11 protein-coding genes and 1 pseudogene are annotated in these 15,600 nt (G+C 59.6%); 5 read left to right on the plus strand and 7 right to left on the minus strand.

Going from position 1 to position 15,600, the window contains the following annotated elements:
* Window positions 1-6 precede the first annotated feature (6 nt).
* The 4 genes from AC1DXW_RS03875 to uvrD form a co-directional block, all read right to left on the minus strand.
* On the minus strand, window positions 7-414 hold the full coding sequence (locus AC1DXW_RS03875; protein ID WP_077430996.1) for an SMI1/KNR4 family protein: 408 nt from the start codon (window positions 412-414) through the stop codon (window positions 7-9).
* A gap of 206 nt (window positions 415-620) precedes the next feature.
* Complete coding sequence (locus AC1DXW_RS03880) at window positions 621-1,499, minus strand: Tim44 domain-containing protein (protein WP_477752233.1); 879 nt, start codon at window positions 1,497-1,499, stop codon at window positions 621-623.
* A gap of 179 nt (window positions 1,500-1,678) precedes the next feature.
* Window positions 1,679-2,119, minus strand: coding sequence for an EamA family transporter (locus AC1DXW_RS03885; RefSeq protein ID WP_116579800.1), 441 nt, complete (start codon window positions 2,117-2,119; stop codon window positions 1,679-1,681).
* 159 nt (window positions 2,120-2,278) lie between these two features.
* Window positions 2,279-4,462: a DNA helicase II gene (gene uvrD / locus AC1DXW_RS03890; RefSeq protein WP_046038860.1), complete on the minus strand. Its 2,184-nt coding sequence runs from the start codon at window positions 4,460-4,462 to the stop codon at window positions 2,279-2,281.
* A gap of 257 nt (window positions 4,463-4,719) precedes the next feature.
* Between uvrD and AC1DXW_RS03895 the strand changes: the two genes are divergently transcribed.
* The 3 genes from AC1DXW_RS03895 (at window position 4,720) to AC1DXW_RS03905 (ending at window position 9,079) form a co-directional block, all read left to right on the plus strand.
* A complete protein-coding gene (locus tag AC1DXW_RS03895) occupies window positions 4,720-7,596 on the plus strand; it encodes an EAL domain-containing protein (RefSeq protein ID WP_477752234.1) in 2,877 nt (958 codons plus the stop codon).
* A 187-nt stretch (window positions 7,597-7,783) separates the two neighbouring features.
* On the plus strand, window positions 7,784-8,650 hold the full coding sequence (hexR, locus tag AC1DXW_RS03900; protein WP_007954250.1) for a transcriptional regulator HexR: 867 nt from the start codon (window positions 7,784-7,786) through the stop codon (window positions 8,648-8,650).
* Window positions 8,651-8,869: 219 nt separating this feature from the next.
* Window positions 8,870-9,079 carry a PA3496 family putative envelope integrity protein gene (locus AC1DXW_RS03905; RefSeq protein WP_007971698.1) on the plus strand — a complete coding sequence of 70 codons (210 nt, stop codon included), beginning with the start codon at window positions 8,870-8,872 and terminating at the stop codon, window positions 9,077-9,079.
* Here AC1DXW_RS03905 and AC1DXW_RS03910 read toward each other — a convergent pair.
* A complete protein-coding gene (locus AC1DXW_RS03910; RefSeq protein WP_477752235.1) occupies window positions 9,021-9,983 on the minus strand; it encodes a LysR family transcriptional regulator in 963 nt (320 codons plus the stop codon). The two genes, AC1DXW_RS03905 and AC1DXW_RS03910, sit on opposite strands and share 59 nt — an antisense overlap.
* A 190-nt stretch (window positions 9,984-10,173) precedes the next feature.
* Between AC1DXW_RS03910 and AC1DXW_RS03915 the strand changes: the two genes are divergently transcribed.
* Window positions 10,174-11,589: an acetyl-CoA carboxylase biotin carboxylase subunit gene (locus AC1DXW_RS03915; RefSeq protein WP_046038868.1), complete on the plus strand. Its 1,416-nt coding sequence runs from the start codon at window positions 10,174-10,176 to the stop codon at window positions 11,587-11,589.
* An 11-nt stretch (window positions 11,590-11,600) separates the two neighbouring features.
* Window positions 11,601-13,409: a sodium-extruding oxaloacetate decarboxylase subunit alpha gene (gene oadA / locus AC1DXW_RS03920; RefSeq protein WP_223459013.1), complete on the plus strand. Its 1,809-nt coding sequence runs from the start codon at window positions 11,601-11,603 to the stop codon at window positions 13,407-13,409.
* Between the two features lie 74 nt (window positions 13,410-13,483).
* On the opposite strand, the pseudogene AC1DXW_RS03925 reads toward oadA, so the two are convergent.
* Both AC1DXW_RS03925 and AC1DXW_RS03930 read right to left on the minus strand, forming a co-directional pair.
* Window positions 13,484-14,476, minus strand: a pseudogene (locus tag AC1DXW_RS03925) (autotransporter outer membrane beta-barrel domain-containing protein); the annotation flags it as partial.
* A gap of 325 nt (window positions 14,477-14,801) precedes the next feature.
* On the minus strand, window positions 14,802-15,473 hold the full coding sequence (locus AC1DXW_RS03930; protein ID WP_477752236.1) for a GNAT family N-acetyltransferase: 672 nt from the start codon (window positions 15,471-15,473) through the stop codon (window positions 14,802-14,804).
* Between the last annotated feature and the right edge of the window lie 127 nt (window positions 15,474-15,600).

A 15,600-nucleotide genomic window follows, 5' to 3' on the forward strand; every position in this document is an offset into this window, starting at 1 on the left:
ACTGGATCAGCTTTCCAGCCAGACGTCCCGCGCCCAGTGCCACACCGACTCCCAGGTTTCTTCGGCGATGAGCTCTTCTTCAGCTTGCCAAAGCACCACGGTGCCGTCTTCTTCGACCAGATAGTAGTCGTCTCCGTCCTGGCAAATCGGAATCATGCTGCGATCGACACCGGCGTCCCAGGCGTTGGCAGCAACGTCGGGCAGGTAGGTGTGGGATTGAGGGTCGGTCACGGTGACCGGTTCCAGGCTGCCGTAGACCACGTCGCTGACGGTCAGCAGAAACTCTCTGAAGACAAACGGAATGTCGATGAACAATTGTTCTTCGATTTCGACCAGCAGGTCTTCGTCAGGCAATTCCAAGGGGACCGGTACCGGTTCGTTGGCTTCACGCAGTTGTTCGATGATTTCTTCCACGTCCGGGATCCTCTTGCTTGTATGGCGCGGTTTATATGGGGCGGTTTATACAGTAGCTTGCTATAGATGCAACCGCGAAATAGAAAACCCCGGCCTGAGCCGGGGTTTTGTTTACAGCAGGTGAAGTTCTGTCCGGAACGTGCCTGCGCGTCGATCATACGGCGTTAAAAACAGGCTCGGCACCTTCCGAATAGAACTACGCGGGATCAGCCGTTCTGGCGGATACCGGCTACCAGCCAAGGCTGGTTTTCGCCCTGTGCACGTTCCATGTTCCAGCTTTCGCTGAAGACTTCACCCTGGTCGAAACGCGAGGTTTTCGACACGCCAGTGAAAGTCAGGGTGGCGATGGTCTTGTCGGCGCGATCGTCCACACCGTCCAGCTGTACATTGAGGTTGTCGATGTAGGTGGACTGGAAACCGTCGCCCAGGTCAGCACGCTCACGCTTGAGGAACTCCAGCATTTGCGGGGTCACGAACTCGGCGATCTTGTCCATTTCGTTGGCGTCCCAGTGCTGTTGCAGGGACTGGAAGTGATTGCGCGCCGCTTCGACGAAGTTTCTTTCATTGAACCAGGCTGGCGCGTTGATCACTGGACGAGTGGCAACAGGCGCTGGCGATCCACCGAAGATCGAACCGCCGGCGGGCTTTTGTTCGAATGCCTCACGTTGCATCGGTGCGTGGCCGGCCGGAGCGTAGTGCTCTTGCTGCTTGCGACGACGGGCGGCGATAAAGCGGAAGATCAGGAACGCAATGACCGCCATGATCAGGATGTCGAAGATCTGCATGCCCTGGAAGCCGCCACCCATGAACATGGAGGCCAGCAGGCCGCCGGCCGCGATACCGGCCAGAGGGCCGAGCCAGCGCGAAGCGCCACCGGCCTTGGCAGCGGCGCCAGCGGCACCGGCAGCACCAGCGGTCGCCGCAGCGCCGCCCATGCCTGGAGAAGAAGGAGCCATCTGGCTGGTCTGGTGTGTCGGCGCAGCGCCGGCGCTTTTGCCACCACCGAAGCGCTTGGCGGCATTGACGTCGAGACTCATCGTCAGGCCGATGCACAACGCCATGGCGATGCTAAGAAAACGTTTCATAAAGGGAATTCCCATTTGTGGAAGGCACGCGCGCCATGTTGCACAGCTGAAGTGTTACTGGCTAGCGGCAGAGTGTTTCGGGCTTTTGCCTGACAGGTCGTGTTCAGCTTCAGTCAGCGCAATAGGGCCTTTTGACTTTGATATGTCAGATGAGTGGATAAGTTTTGTAGGACGTTCGCCTAGCGCCGTAGGGCCAGCATGACGACACCGGCCGTGATCAGACCGATTCCGCCCCATTGGCGCAGGTCGAGTTTTTCTCCCAGCAGGACAACGCCAAGAACAGCCACCAGCACCACGCTGAGTTTGTCCACTGGGGCAACCAGTGACGCCGGACCGACCTTGAGTGCACGGAAATAACAGATCCACGATGCACCGGTGGCAAGGCCCGACAACAGCAGGAACAGGTAGCTCTTCGCAGAGATCGATCCCAATGACTGATATTGGCCCGTGGCGTACAAAATCAAGGCCAGGCTGACCAATACCACTATCGTACGTAGCAGGGTGGCGAAGTCTGAGTTGACGTTTTCGATGCCGACTTTCGCGAAAATGGCGGTCATTGCCGCGAATGCCGCCGATAACAGGGCCCAGAATGTCCAGGAAGAAAAGAAACCTGTGCCCATCTCATCGCACCTTTAAATTCAGATATCGGCCTGGAGCCTGTCTACAACCTGTGGGAGCGAGCTTGCTCCGGGCGGCGCTCCGACGATGACGGACTGACAGCCAGAAACAATGTCGACTGATCTACCGCTATCGCGAGCAAGCTCGCTCCCACAGAAAAGCTAGATCGCTTCCAGCTTCGCATACCCCAGCATCAACCACTTGCTGCCTTCGCTGAAGTTCACCTGCACCCGGGCCTGAGCACCGGCGCCCTCGAAGTTGAGGATCACGCCGTCACCGAAGATCGAATGGCGCACAGTCTGACCCAGACTGAAGCCGGTTTCCGGAATCTCGCTGCCGCTGAACAGGTTGCTACCACTCATCGACTGGTTGCCACCAAACGGACGGCTGACGCTGTTGGACAGCCGCACCTCCTGAATCAGGCCTTTCGGAACTTCGCGTACGAAACGCGAGACCTTGTTGTAGGTCTCGCTGCCATAAAGGCGTCGGGTTTCGGCATAGGTCATCACCAGGTTCTGCATCGCCCGGGTGATGCCTACGTAGGCCAGACGCCGCTCTTCCTCAAGGCGACCGGGTTCTTCCAGGCTCATCTTGTGCGGGAACAGACCTTCTTCCATGCCCACCAGGAACACATAAGGGAATTCCAGGCCCTTGGCGCTGTGCAGGGTCATCAGTTGAATGCTGTCTTCGTGCTCGTCGGCCTGCGTATCGCCGGCCTCCAGCGACGCGTGACCGAGGAACGCTGCCAATGGCGTCAGGTCTTCGTCTTCTTCGCTGTTTTCGAAGTTGCGCGCGGCGCTGACCAGTTCCTCGAGGTTTTCTACCCGGGCCTGGCCTTTCTCGCCTTTTTCCGCTTCGTGATAGGCGATCAGCCCCGACTGCTCGATGACGGTTTGGGTCATCAGGTGCAGCGGCATTTCCATGCACTTGGCGGCGAGGTTCTCGATCAGCTCGATAAACGCGCCAAGGGCACCGGCCGCACGGCCAGTCAGGCCTTTGTTGGCCACCAGTTGGCGCATTGCTTCCCACATCGATACATCACTGTGGCGCGCATGGTCGCGGATCGCTTCGACGGTTTTTTCGCCGATACCACGGGCCGGCACGTTGATGACCCGTTCCAGCGCGGCGTCGTTGCCCCGTCCTTCGAGCAAGCGCAGGTAGGCCATGGCGTTTTTGATTTCCGCCCGTTCGAAGAAGCGCTGGCCGCCATAAATGCGGTATGGGATGCGCTCGCGCAGCAAAGCTTCTTCCAGAACCCGCGATTGGGCGTTGGAGCGATACAAAATCGCGATATCGCTTCGAGACAAGCCGGTTTTCAGCGCACTTTCGATGGTTTCGACAACGTAGCGGGCTTCGTCATGTTCATTGAACGCGGCGTACAAATTGATCGCTTCGCCTTCGCCGCCATCGGTCCAGAGTTCTTTGCCCAGGCGCCCGGTGTTGTTGGCGATCAAGGCGTTGGCTGCCTTCAGGATACCCGCGGTGGAGCGATAGTTTTGCTCCAGGCGAATGGTTTCGGCGTCCGGGAAGTCTTCGGAATACTGGTAGATGTTCTCGATTTTCGCGCCGCGCCAGCCGTAGATCGACTGGTCATCGTCGCCCACCACCATCAGGCTGTCGCCACCCTTGGCCAGCAGGCGCAACCAGGCGTATTGCACGGCGTTGGTGTCCTGGAACTCGTCCACCAGGATGTGCCGGAAGCGCTTTTGATAGTGAGCGAGCAGGCCTGGGTGATCGCGCCACAGATCGAGGGCGCGCAGCAGCAACTCGGAGAAGTCGATGACGCCCGCACGCAGGCAGGCGGCCTCGTAGGCTTCATAGATGCCGCGCATGGTCGCCAGGAACAGGTCGCCGCTGGCTTGAATGTGTTGCGGGCGCAGACCTTCGTCTTTCTGGCCGTTGATGAACCATTGGGCCTGACGGGCCGGCCAGCGCTGTTCGTCCAGGCCGAGCTCGCGGATCACCCGCTTGACCAGCCGTTGCTGGTCGTCACTGTCGAGAATCTGGAAGGTCTGGCTTAAGCCCGCTTCCTGCCAGTGCGCTCGCAACAAGCGGTGCGCCAGGCCGTGGAAGGTGCCGACCCACATGCCGGCCGGGTTGATACCCATCAGCTGTTCGATGCGCTGGCGCATCTCGGCAGCAGCCTTGTTGGTGAAGGTCACCGACAGGATGGAGTGGGGCGAGGCGTTTTCGACCTGGATCAACCAGGCGATACGGTGCACCAGCACTCGGGTTTTACCGGAACCAGCACCGGCCAGGACCAACTGACGACCCACGGGGGCTGCTACGGCCTGGCGTTGGGCATCGTTGAGGGAGTTCAGCAGAAGGGAGAGATCATCGCGCATCGGGGCATTCTAGGGGGCTGCGGCACACCGGGCAAACACCGCTTTGCTTTAGCCGATGAAAGTTATGCGAAGGACGACCGGTCGGTCATTGGCTGCAGGCGTTGGCGGGGCGTGTCCGTAGCGTTTTCAGGGGTGTCGGCGACCGAAAAAATTTGGCCATTTATTGATCAGCAGCAGTTTGGTCCGGGCAATTGCTTGTGTATGCTCCGAGCAGTTTCGGGCCCATGCTCATCATTATAAGAACAAGAACATCGCCTATGACCCTCAGCTTCGACCTGTCGGGCCCCATTGTGGAGCCCAGGGTTATCCGTAAACAGTACGCCATGGAAATGGCGGTTGAACGCACGCGCCTGTTGTATCAGGGCTCGCTGCTGCCCACGTTGTTCATGCTGATCAATGGCCTGGTCTGCGCCGGTTTGCTCTGGAGTCCGCAGCGCTATTTCCTGGTCAGTGTCTGGCTGGTGTGGTTGTTGTCTTTGGTGGCATTGCGGGTGATTCAGGTTGCGGCCTTCGATTCGGCCATTCCCAACCGTCAGGCCCATCCCATTTGGCGGCGGATGTTTTTGCTGGGCTCCGGTCTAACCGGTCTGACCCTGGCCGGTGCCGGCATCGCCCTGGTTCCCGCCGATAACTTCATTCAGCAAGCCTGGGTCTTCGGCCTCATCGGTGCCGCAGCGCTCTCGGCCAGCGTGGCTTATGCGGTCAGTCTGCCGGCCTTTCTGTCATTCACCTTGCCCTGCCTGTTGCCGGCCATCGCCTATATGTTTTGGGGGGCTGACGAACAGCAGCAAGGTTGGGGCTGGTTCGGGCTGATCCTGCTCGGTGCATTGAGCGTGGTTGCCTGGCAAGTCAATCGATTGATCGATCGGGGCTTGATGCGACGCTTTCAGAATCAGGCACTGATCGAGCATCTGCAGCAGGCGCAAAGCTGCAGTGATCAGCTCAATCAGAAGCTGGCCAGGGAGATAGAACAGCGTCGACGTGCCGAGGATGAATTGCGAGAGATTCAGATCGACCTGGAAAACCGTGTCGCCCAGCGCAGCCTGGAACTGGACGCCGCCAACCAGGCACTGAGCAAGAGTGAGGCGCGTCTGGCGCTGGCATTGAAGGCCAGCGAGTTGGGGTTGTGGGACTGGAATCTGCAAACCGACGAAGTCCATCACACGCAGATTCAGGAATTGTTCGGCCTTGAGCCGGAACAGGTCACAGCAATACTGCGCCATCTCAAGCCGCGTCTTCACCCCGAGGATCTTCCTGCGCTGAAAAGGGCGCTGGTCGAGCATTTGAAGGGCCGCACCGAGGACTATCAAATCGAGTATCGCGTGCGGCATGGCGACGGCCACTGGGTCTGGATCGAGGACCGCGGGCGGGCGGTCGAGCGCGCCAAAAACGGCCGGGTGATTCGCATGGTCGGCACTCGCCGCGACATCAGCGTCAGCAAAGGCCTGGAAGAGCAGCAGCAACTGGCAGCGACCGTGTTCGAGGCGGCCAGCGAAGGGATCGTGATTTTCGATCCGAACTACGCCCTGATCGCGATCAATCAAGCCTTCAGTCGGGTGACCGGCTATGACATCGAGGACATGATCGGGCGCAATGTCATTGAGCTGCCATGCAGTCGCGATGCGCGTCGGCATTACGCCGCAATACATCAGGCGCTGGAACAGCAAGGCAGCTGGCAGGGCGAATTGGTGGAAACCCGCAAGAACGGCGAGATGTATCCGCAATGGCTGCAATTGAATGCCGTGCGCGATACCCGGGGAAATGTCAGTCATATTGTGGGCTTCTTCGCTGATCTCTCAGCCCGCCGGGAATCCGAAGAGCGCATGCGCTATCTGACTCATTACGACGAGCTTACCGGTCTGGCCAACCGCGCGATGTTTCGCGAACGACTCAGCGAGGCTCATCAACGAGTGCGACAGGGCGGTTATCGCAGCCTGGCGTTGCTGCACATCAATCTCGATCGATTCAAGCAACTCAACGACAGCCTGGGGCATGAAGTCGCCGACCAGTTGTTGCAGAAGATGGCCCGGCGGCTAGTGAATGCATTGCCTGAAGCAGACACCATCGCGCGCCTTTCTGGGGATGAGTTTGCCGTGCTGTTCAACTCCTACGGCAACCTTTCGAGCCTGGCCCGGGTGGCGACTCGTCTGGCGAACAAGTTGCGCCTGCCGGTGACCATTGACGGGCATGAGCTGGTGGTCAGCGCGTCGATGGGCATCAGCTTGTTGCCGGACAGTGCCCGGGAAATATCGGCACTGGTCAGTCAGTCGAATATGGCGATGCAGCACGCTAAACACCTGGGTGGCGATAATTTCCAGTTTTACACCGACAGCTTGCAAGCCAGCACGCTGGAGCGTTTACAGCTGGAAAACCACTTGCGAAAAGCCATCGAAGACAAACAACTGAAGGTGTTTTACCAACCGAAACTGTGCCTGGCCACTGGCAGGTTGAATGCCGCCGAAGCCTTGGTGCGCTGGGATCATCCAACCATGGGCCGCGTGCCGCCGGGGGATTTCATCGGCCTGGCTGAAGAAACCGGATTGATCGGCCCGATCGGTGAGTTCGTGCTGCGGCAGGCCTGCTGGCAAGCCTGTGAGTGGCAGCGGCAGGGGCTCGAAGCGATTCGGGTGTCGGTCAATCTGTCGGTGCATCAATTGCGCCAGGGCAAGCTGGTCAGTCTGGTGCGGCAGGTGCTGGAAGAGACCGGGCTGGCACCGCAACTGCTGGAGCTGGAACTCACCGAAAGCCAGTTGCTGGACAGCGTCGAACACATCATCGCAACCTTCCAGCAGTTGCGTGATCTCGGGGTGAAACTGGCCATTGACGATTTTGGCACCGGTTACTCATCCCTGAGCTACCTCAAGCGCATCCCGGTGGATTACGTGAAGATCGACCAGGCCTTTATCCGCGGGTTGGGGGAGGGTACCGAGGATTCGGCGATCACCCGGGCGATCATTGCCATGGCTCATGGCCTGTCGCTGAAGGTCGTGGCGGAAGGGGTGGAGCGGGGAGAACAGCTTGAGTTCCTGAAAGCTGAGCGCTGCGATGAAGTGCAGGGCTATTTGATTAGCCGCCCGGTTGAGGCCGAGACGTTGGCAGGTTTGCTGCACGCGCAAGCTGACGGGGATACGTAAGGCGCTTTTGTCCATTAAAACGCGCACCCGGCGCACCTGGAGAGGCGCCATGGCTGCTACATGAAGCGCGGGCACGTGAAATCGAGGGATTCGGTAACGCATTGAGCAGGCAAAAAGCCAATTCATGTAGTATAACTACAAGCGTGCTACATCCCCGGCACCTGCCAATAACAAAGAGTCCAGCCCCTTGAATCTGCTGCAACACATCGCCCAGTCTCGCCACCTGTTACGCAAGTCGGAGCTCAAGGTCGCCGACCACGTGCTGCTTGATCCTGCGGCCGTGATGCACAGCTCCATGGCCGACCTGGCCCACAGCGTGGGCATCAGCGAGCCGACCATCGTGCGTTTTTGTCGTGCCATCGGTTGTTCCGGCTTTCAGGACCTGAAGCTCAAGCTGGCCCAGAGCCTGGCGGCGGGTGCGAGTTTTGGCCAGTTTGCGATCCACGAAGACGATTCGGTCGCTGACTACAGCCTGAAAATCTTCGACACCACCCTGCATACGCTGATGGAGGTTCGCGAGAAACTTGATCCGCTGGAGTTGCAGCGGGCGGTGACACTGATGTCCCAAGCCCAGCGTGTCGAGTTCTACGGCTTCGGCGCCTCGGGTGCGGTCGCGGCGGATGCCCAGCACAAATTCTTCCGCTTGCTGCTCACCGCCGCGGCGTATTCCGACCCGCACATGCAGGCGATGTCGGCCGTGACGCTGAAGCCGACTGACGTGGCCATCTGCATTTCCCAGTCCGGGCGCTCCAAGGACCTGCTGATCACCGCCAACCTGGTGCGCGAAAGCGGTGCCTCATTGATCACCTTGTGCCCGAGCCAGACACCATTGGCCGAGCTGTCTACGGTCAATCTGGCGATCGATGTGCATGAAGACACTGAAATCTATACGCCGCTGACGTCGCGTATCGCCCACCTGGTGGTGATCGACGTGCTGGCGATGGGCGTGGCCATGGCGCGTGGCCCGAGCCTGGTCAACCACCTCAAGAGCGTCAAACGCAGCCTGCGCAGCTTGCGGTTGTCGCCCAAGTCGGTGAAAGCGCTGGACGATTGAGCCTGGCTTGAAATGGCTGGAAGGTCGTTCCGACCTTATCGCGAGCAAGCTCGCTCCCACAGGTTCTGCGGCGTGCACGATCAAATGTGGGAGCGAGCTTGCTCGCGATGGCGGCCTCGAATACACCGCAATTTTCATCAGTCTGTAACGCCCGAGCCGCCAAACCGTCATCCCCCGCGCCTATCTTGAAACTCCCGTACTCGCCTTGGGAGACTCGAAATGGCCATGCCCTACGAAGAACGCAACAGCGCTGTCAAAACCCGTCGTCAGCAAGAAGATCAGCGCCGCATGGAATTCCGCCGCGCCATCGAAGATCGCTGCGAACGCCGTCAGCTTCTGGCCGAAATTGGCGATTTTCCGGAATTGGAGCTCAATTTCTGGCAGGCATCTCCCTCGACTTCCCGTCGAAACGCTCAACCAGCGCGCTGATCTGAATCCGTTCGCTACGGATAAACGCCAGGAAGGCGTGAGCCACCGGTGACAGGCGTTTCGCCTTGGCCTGCACCAGGCACCAACTGCGAAACAGCGGCAGCTCTTCGACCGGCAGCTCGATCAGTCCACCGGTTGCCAGCTCAAGGCTCAGGGCGTGGCGCGTCAACAACGCAACGCCCAGGCCTGCCAGTACACATTCACGCTGGGCTTCGGCAGACGAGACCTCCTGGGTCTGGTTGAAGTGCACGCGTTTCTCTTTGAAGTATTCTTCGCACGCCAGCCGCGTCCCGGAGCCCGGCTCACGCAGCAGCAGTGTATAGGGCTCGAGATCCTGCAAGCGCAGCGGCCCCATATGACACAGCGGGTGATCCGGTGGCGCCACGGCGACGATCGGGTTGTTCAGGAACGGCAGGAATTCCAGGCCCATGTCCTGAGGCACCATGGACATGATCACCAGGTCGTCGCGGTTGTCCGACAGGCGCCGAATGACCTGACCGCGATTGACCACCGTCAGTTGCAGGTTCACTTCCGGGTGCTGGCGTTTGAATGCGGCAAACAGATGCGGCACGAAGTATTTGGCGCTGGATTCAATCGCCAGTTTCAGTTGCCCCTGCAACGAGCCCTGCATGTCCGACAGCTGCATGTCGAGGTTTTCCAGGCGCCCGAAAATATCCCGACTGGCCCGCTGTAACGCTTCAGCCGCTTCGGTCATGTAGAGTTTTTTGCCGACGTAATCGAACAAAGGCTGGCCAATCAGCTCTTCAAGTTGACGAATCTGTAGGCTGACGGCAGGTTGTGTGAGCGACATTTCCTCGGCCGCGCGGCTATAGGACCGCAAATCACAGACCTCGTTGAAGATCTGCAATTGCCGCAAAGTCATACGCATCAATGACTTACGCATTATCTGGTCACTCTCGTCGCTGGCTGGTGAATCAACTATAAGTCTTTACTTATGCACGACCCAATTTTTATTCATTTTTGTTAATCCCTTGTGGGCGCTAGTGTGGACCTGCGACCAAATTGAAACATTTGGTCACTCGTCGACCTGTTCTAGCAGGTCGTGGGTACCACCGGCTCAAGGGAAACTCCAAGTGATAACAAAGATCCTGATCGCCAACCGTGGTGAGATTGCCGTACGAATCGTACGTGCCTGCGCCGAAATGGGCATTCGCTCGGTCGCGATCTACTCCGACGCCGACCGTCATGCCCTGCACGTAAAGCGTGCAGATGAGGCCCACAGCATTGGTGCCGAACCTCTGGCCGGCTACCTGAACCCGCGCAAGCTGGTGAACCTGGCGGTGGAAACCGGCTGCGATGCGTTGCACCCCGGCTATGGCTTCCTTTCGGAAAACGCCGAGTTGGCGGAGATCTGCGCCGAACGCGGGATCAAATTCATCGGCCCTTCGGCTGAAGTCATTCGCCGTATGGGCGACAAGACCGAAGCTCGCCGCAGCATGATCAAGGCCGGCGTACCGGTGACCCCGGGCACCGAAGGCAACGTGTCGGGCATCGAAGAAGCCCTGACCGAAGGCGATCGCATCGGTTACCCGGTGATGCTCAAGGCCACGTCCGGTGGTGGTGGCCGCGGCATTCGTCGCTGCAACAGCCGTGAAGAACTCGAACAGGCTTTCCCACGGGTCATTTCCGAGGCCACCAAGGCTTTTGGTTCGGCGGAAGTGTTCCTGGAAAAATGCATCGTCAATCCGAAGCACATCGAAGCGCAGATTCTTGGCGACAGCTTCGGCAACGTGGTGCACCTGTTCGAGCGTGACTGCTCGATCCAGCGTCGCAACCAGAAACTGATCGAGATCGCCCCAAGCCCGCAACTGACCCCGGAACAGCGCGCCTACATCGGCGACCTGTCGGTGCGCGCAGCCAAGGCCGTGGGATACGAGAACGCCGGCACCGTGGAGTTCCTGCTCGCCGAGGGCGAGGTGTACTTCATGGAGATGAACACCCGGGTGCAGGTGGAACACACCATCACCGAAGAAATCACCGGCATCGACATTGTCCGTGAGCAGATTCGCATTGCCTCCGGCCTGCCGCTTTCGGTGAAACAGGAAGACATCCAGCACCGCGGTTTCGCGTTGCAGTTCCGGATCAACGCCGAAGACCCGAAGAACAACTTCCTGCCGAGCTTCGGCAAGATCACCCGTTACTACGCCCCCGGTGGCCCTGGCGTGCGCACCGACACGGCAATCTACACCGGCTACACCATCCCGCCGTACTACGACTCGATGTGCCTGAAACTGGTGGTGTGGGCGCTGACCTGGGAAGAGGCGATGGACCGTGGCTTGCGCGCCCTGGACGACATGCGTCTGCAAGGGGTCAAGACCACTGCCGCGTACTACCAGGAAATCCTGCGTAACCCGGAATTCCGTAGCGGCCAGTTCAACACCAGCTTCGTTGAAAGCCACCCTGAACTGACCAACTACTCGATCAAGCGCAAACCCGAAGAGCTGGCCCTGGCCATCGCCGCCGCCATCGCCGCCCACGCAGGCCTGTGAGGAATAGAACAATGAGCAAGAAGATTCATGTAACCGACACCATCCTGCGCGACGCCCACCAATCGCTGCTCGCCACCCGCATGCGCACCGAAGACATGCTGCCGATCTGCGACAAGCTCGACAAAGTCGGCTACTGGTCGCTGGAATGCTGGGGCGGCGCGACGTTCGACGCCTGCGTACGTTTCCTGAAAGAAGACCCGTGGGAGCGTCTGCGCCAGTTGCGCGCCGCGCTGCCTAACACCCGCCTGCAAATGCTGTTGCGCGGCCAGAACCTGCTGGGCTACCGCCACTACAGCGACGACGTGGTCAAAGCCTTCGTCGCCAAGGCTGCGGTCAACGGCATCGACGTGTTCCGTATCTTCGACGCCATGAACGACGTGCGTAACCTGCGCGTGGCCATCGAAGCGGTGAAAGCCGCCGGCAAACACGCCCAGGGCACCATCGCCTACACCACCAGCCCGGTGCACACCATCGAGGCCTTCGTGAACCAGGCCAAGCAAATGGAGGCCATGGGTTGCGACTCGGTGGCGATCAAGGACATGGCCGGACTGCTGACCCCGTACGCCACCGGCGAACTGGTCAAGGCGCTGAAAGCCGAGCAATCGCTGCCAGTGTTCATTCACTCCCACGACACCGCTGGTCTGGCCGCGATGTGCCAAATGAAGGCGATCGAAAACGGTGCCGATCACATCGACACCGCGATCTCCAGCTTCGCCTGGGGCACCAGCCACCCGGGCACCGAGTCGATGGTCGCCGCCCTTAAAGGCAGCGAGTTCGACACCGGCCTGAATCTGGAACTGCTGCAGGAGATCGGTCTGTACTTCTACGCCGTGCGCAAGAAGTACCACCAGTTCGAAAGCGAATTCACCGCCGTCGACACCCGTGTTCAAGTCAACCAGGTACCGGGCGGGATGATTTCCAACCTGGCCAACCAGTTGAAAGAGCAGGGCGCACTCAATCGTATGAGCGAAGTGCTGGCCGAAATCCCGCGCGTTCGTGAAGACCTCGGCTTCCCGCCGCTGGTGACTCCGACTTCGCAGATCGTCGGCACCCAGGCGTTCTTCAACGTGCTGGCCGGCGAGCGCTACAAGACCATCACCAACGAAGTGAAGCTGTACCTGCAAGGCGGCTACGGTAAGGCGCCGGGCACCGTGAACGAACAACTGCGTCGCCAGGCCATCGGCAGCGAAGAAGTGATCGACGTTCGCCCGGCTGACCTGCTCAAGCCGGAGATGGCCAAGCTGCGTGCCGACATCGGCGCACTGGCCAAGTCCGAAGAAGACGTGCTGACCTTCGCCATGTTCCCGGATATCGGTCGCAAGTTCCTCGAAGAGCGTGCTGCGGGCACCCTGACACCCGAAGTGCTGCTGCCGATTCCTGAAGCCGGCGGCGTCGCCTCGGCTGGTGGCGAAGGCGTACCGACCGAGTTCGTCATCGACGTTCACGGCGAAACCTACCGCGTCGACATCACCGGTGTGGGCGTCAAGGCCGAAGGCAAGCGTCACTTCTACCTGTCCATCGACGGCATGCCGGAAGAAGTGGTGTTCGAGCCGCTCAACGAATTCGTCGGCGGCGGCAGCAGCAAGCGCAAGCAAGCCACTGCACCGGGTCACGTCAGCACCACCATGCCGGGCAACATCGTCGACGTGCTGGTCAAGGAGGGCGACACCGTCAAGGCAGGCCAGGCCGTGTTGATCACCGAAGCGATGAAGATGGAAACCGAAGTCCAGGCAGCCATCGCCGGTAAAGTCACCGCCATTCACGTGGCCAAGGGCGACCGGGTGAATCCTGGCGAAATCCTGATCGAGATCGAAGGCTGAGTTAACAGCCGCGATACAACGCTTTATACCTCGGGGGGGCATGTGCTCCCCTTTTTTTGCCCGGCGTTTGATGGTTAGAAGGTCATCCGCCACTGCGCTGTAGCGCCATGGTTTCGGCTGTCGGTGCCCATCTCGCCATTTATGCCAACGCCCAGCGTGTGCTGCGCCGAAAGCCCCAGCTCCAGACCCGCATCCACCATCAGACTGTCGCGGTCCAGCGGCGCACCGGACACGGTTTCTTTACGGCCGCCGGTGATGAGTCGTTGGTGGGTTTCTGTGGCGATCTCCCCGTAGGTATGTTTCCAGCTGGCACTGAACCGTGGCGTCAGTTGCATGCCGTTATCCAGCGTATTGATCTTCGCCAGTCGCAGGCCAAAAGTGCTGTTGAGATTGTTCTGCTCCTGGCCCTCGACCTTTAACGCCGCAGCGCCTCCTTTTTCTGTGAGTCCATCGCGCTGATAACGTTGGTAGCCAAGGCCGGCGAATGGCTCGATGTTGATGTTGGCGCGGCCGAGGTTGTATCCGACTTCGGCAAACGCCTGTTGGGTGTTGGCGTCGTACCTGCCTTTGGGGCGGTCACTGAAGCCATTGAAGTCCACCTGGCGTTGGGTGCTGCCGTCATGATTGCTGTAGCTGGCACCAACACGCAAAGACATGGAGCCGCTCTGGCGCAGGGCATAAGCCCCCAAATGCCAGCTATCGAGGTCGCCGTCGAGGTCACGGCTGTCCAGGCGAGTCTGTGATTTACCCCCCATCATGCCGATGCGCCATTCTTCGTCAAATGCCCAATCCGCTCCCAGAACCAGACCTTGGGTCGAGTACTTCAAGGCGTCGTAGTAGCGATCCAGTGTGCCGCCGTACCCCAATGCCTGTAGCCAGACTCGGCTAGCACTATTGTCGGCCGCTGCCGGGTGCGCAGTTCTCTTTTGGCTGCTCAAACCCGAGGCACTGCCTGACTGGCGCATCGCCGAGAGCATCGCGGCGCTCACGGAGCTGTCACTGTTCAACGTTGCTTTGGCCAGGTTGGCGGTGGTGCCTGCGGCCAGTTGCTCGATGGCGTCAGACGCGTTCTCTGGACTGGGTTGCTCCGGTTGTTGGGCGGATGCAACGTCAGCGCAACCCAGGACAAGTGCAATCGCCAAGGCAAGTTGTGGTGGTCGGTATTTGTGTTGAACAGGCATCGAGTTTGGCCTCTTTGTCAGAAGACCAAACTCTAAAAGGAAGGCCATCGGTACCGATGTCAGGCGGTTCCGGCAGTGGTGCGGGGAGTCTCAGATTGTCATGTAGTAATTGGCTGACTGTTCGACGGAGACAGTTTTTGCCCCTTCGAACTGACGTCTTTTCTTACAAGAAGTCGGGACATGGCCGGCTATCGCGATGCCTGGAAGCACTTTAAGCGCGACACTCCACCAACCCTTTAACCTGCCCCGAAGCCGTCTGATTCTCATCGCTCAGCCACTTCTCGAACCCGGCGCTAATCGCCGGCCATTCCGAGTCCAGAATCGAGTACCACGCGGTGTCCCGATTTTGCCCTTTGACCACCATGTGCTGACGGAACACCCCCTCAAAACTGAAGCCCAGGCGCTCGGCCGCGTATTTGGAGCGGGCGTTGGCGTTGTTGCACTTCCACTCCAGGCGACGGTAGCCCAAGGCAAAGGATTCCTTGGCCAGCAGGTAAACCGCCTCGGTGCTTTTCGGCGAGCGCTGCATCGGTGCGCCGAAGGTGACGTGGCCGATTTCGATGCGGCCCTGGGCCGGGACGATGGACATCAGGCTGAGAATGCCCTGGACCTCGCCGCTGGCGCGGTCGATCACACTGAAGAAATACGGATCGCTGCTGGCCGCGTGGTTGTTCAGCCAGTCGTTGAAGACGCTGCGCTCCGGGAAGGGGCCGTAAGGCAGGTAGTCCCACAGCTTCGGGTCGGCGCCCGGGCCTTGCAGGACTTTGAATAAGTCGTCGACGTGGCGTGCCGGGTCGAGTTTTTCCAGGCGGATGTAACGCCCTTCGATCAGTTGAGTCGTGGGGGCGGGGACGCCTTTCCAGTCGGCGAGTGAAATCGACATGCTGTTCTCCTTGAACCTAGGGGGCTTTCTCAATTAGTTTTCACGCCGCGCCGGGCCTGCTGTTGTGCAGGGCAAGGCGCGAGAAGCGTGGTTTGGTCATTCCAAATAAGCTTCGAGCAACGCAGCC

Source organism: Pseudomonas sp. P4_C4, assembly GCF_056402055.1.

What these genes read in the sequence shown, in the direction of transcription:
- AC1DXW_RS03885 (WP_116579800.1), bottom strand. Translation starts at nt 2,119, where the DNA reads ATGGGCACAGGTTTCTTTTCTTCCTGGACATTCTGGGCCCTGTTATCG.
- uvrD (WP_046038860.1), bottom strand. Translation starts at nt 4,462, where the DNA reads ATGCGCGATGATCTCTCCCTTCTGCTGAACTCCCTCAACGATGCCCAA.
- AC1DXW_RS03895 (WP_477752234.1), top strand. Translation starts at nt 4,720, where the DNA reads ATGACCCTCAGCTTCGACCTGTCGGGCCCCATTGTGGAGCCCAGGGTT.
- AC1DXW_RS03930 (WP_477752236.1), bottom strand. Translation starts at nt 15,473, where the DNA reads ATGTCGATTTCACTCGCCGACTGGAAAGGCGTCCCCGCCCCCACGACT.
- AC1DXW_RS03880 (WP_477752233.1), bottom strand. Translation starts at nt 1,499, where the DNA reads ATGAAACGTTTTCTTAGCATCGCCATGGCGTTGTGCATCGGCCTGACG.
- AC1DXW_RS03910 (WP_477752235.1), bottom strand. Translation starts at nt 9,983, where the DNA reads ATGCGTAAGTCATTGATGCGTATGACTTTGCGGCAATTGCAGATCTTC.
- oadA (WP_223459013.1), top strand. Translation starts at nt 11,601, where the DNA reads ATGAGCAAGAAGATTCATGTAACCGACACCATCCTGCGCGACGCCCAC.
- AC1DXW_RS03905 (WP_007971698.1), top strand. Translation starts at nt 8,870, where the DNA reads ATGGCCATGCCCTACGAAGAACGCAACAGCGCTGTCAAAACCCGTCGT.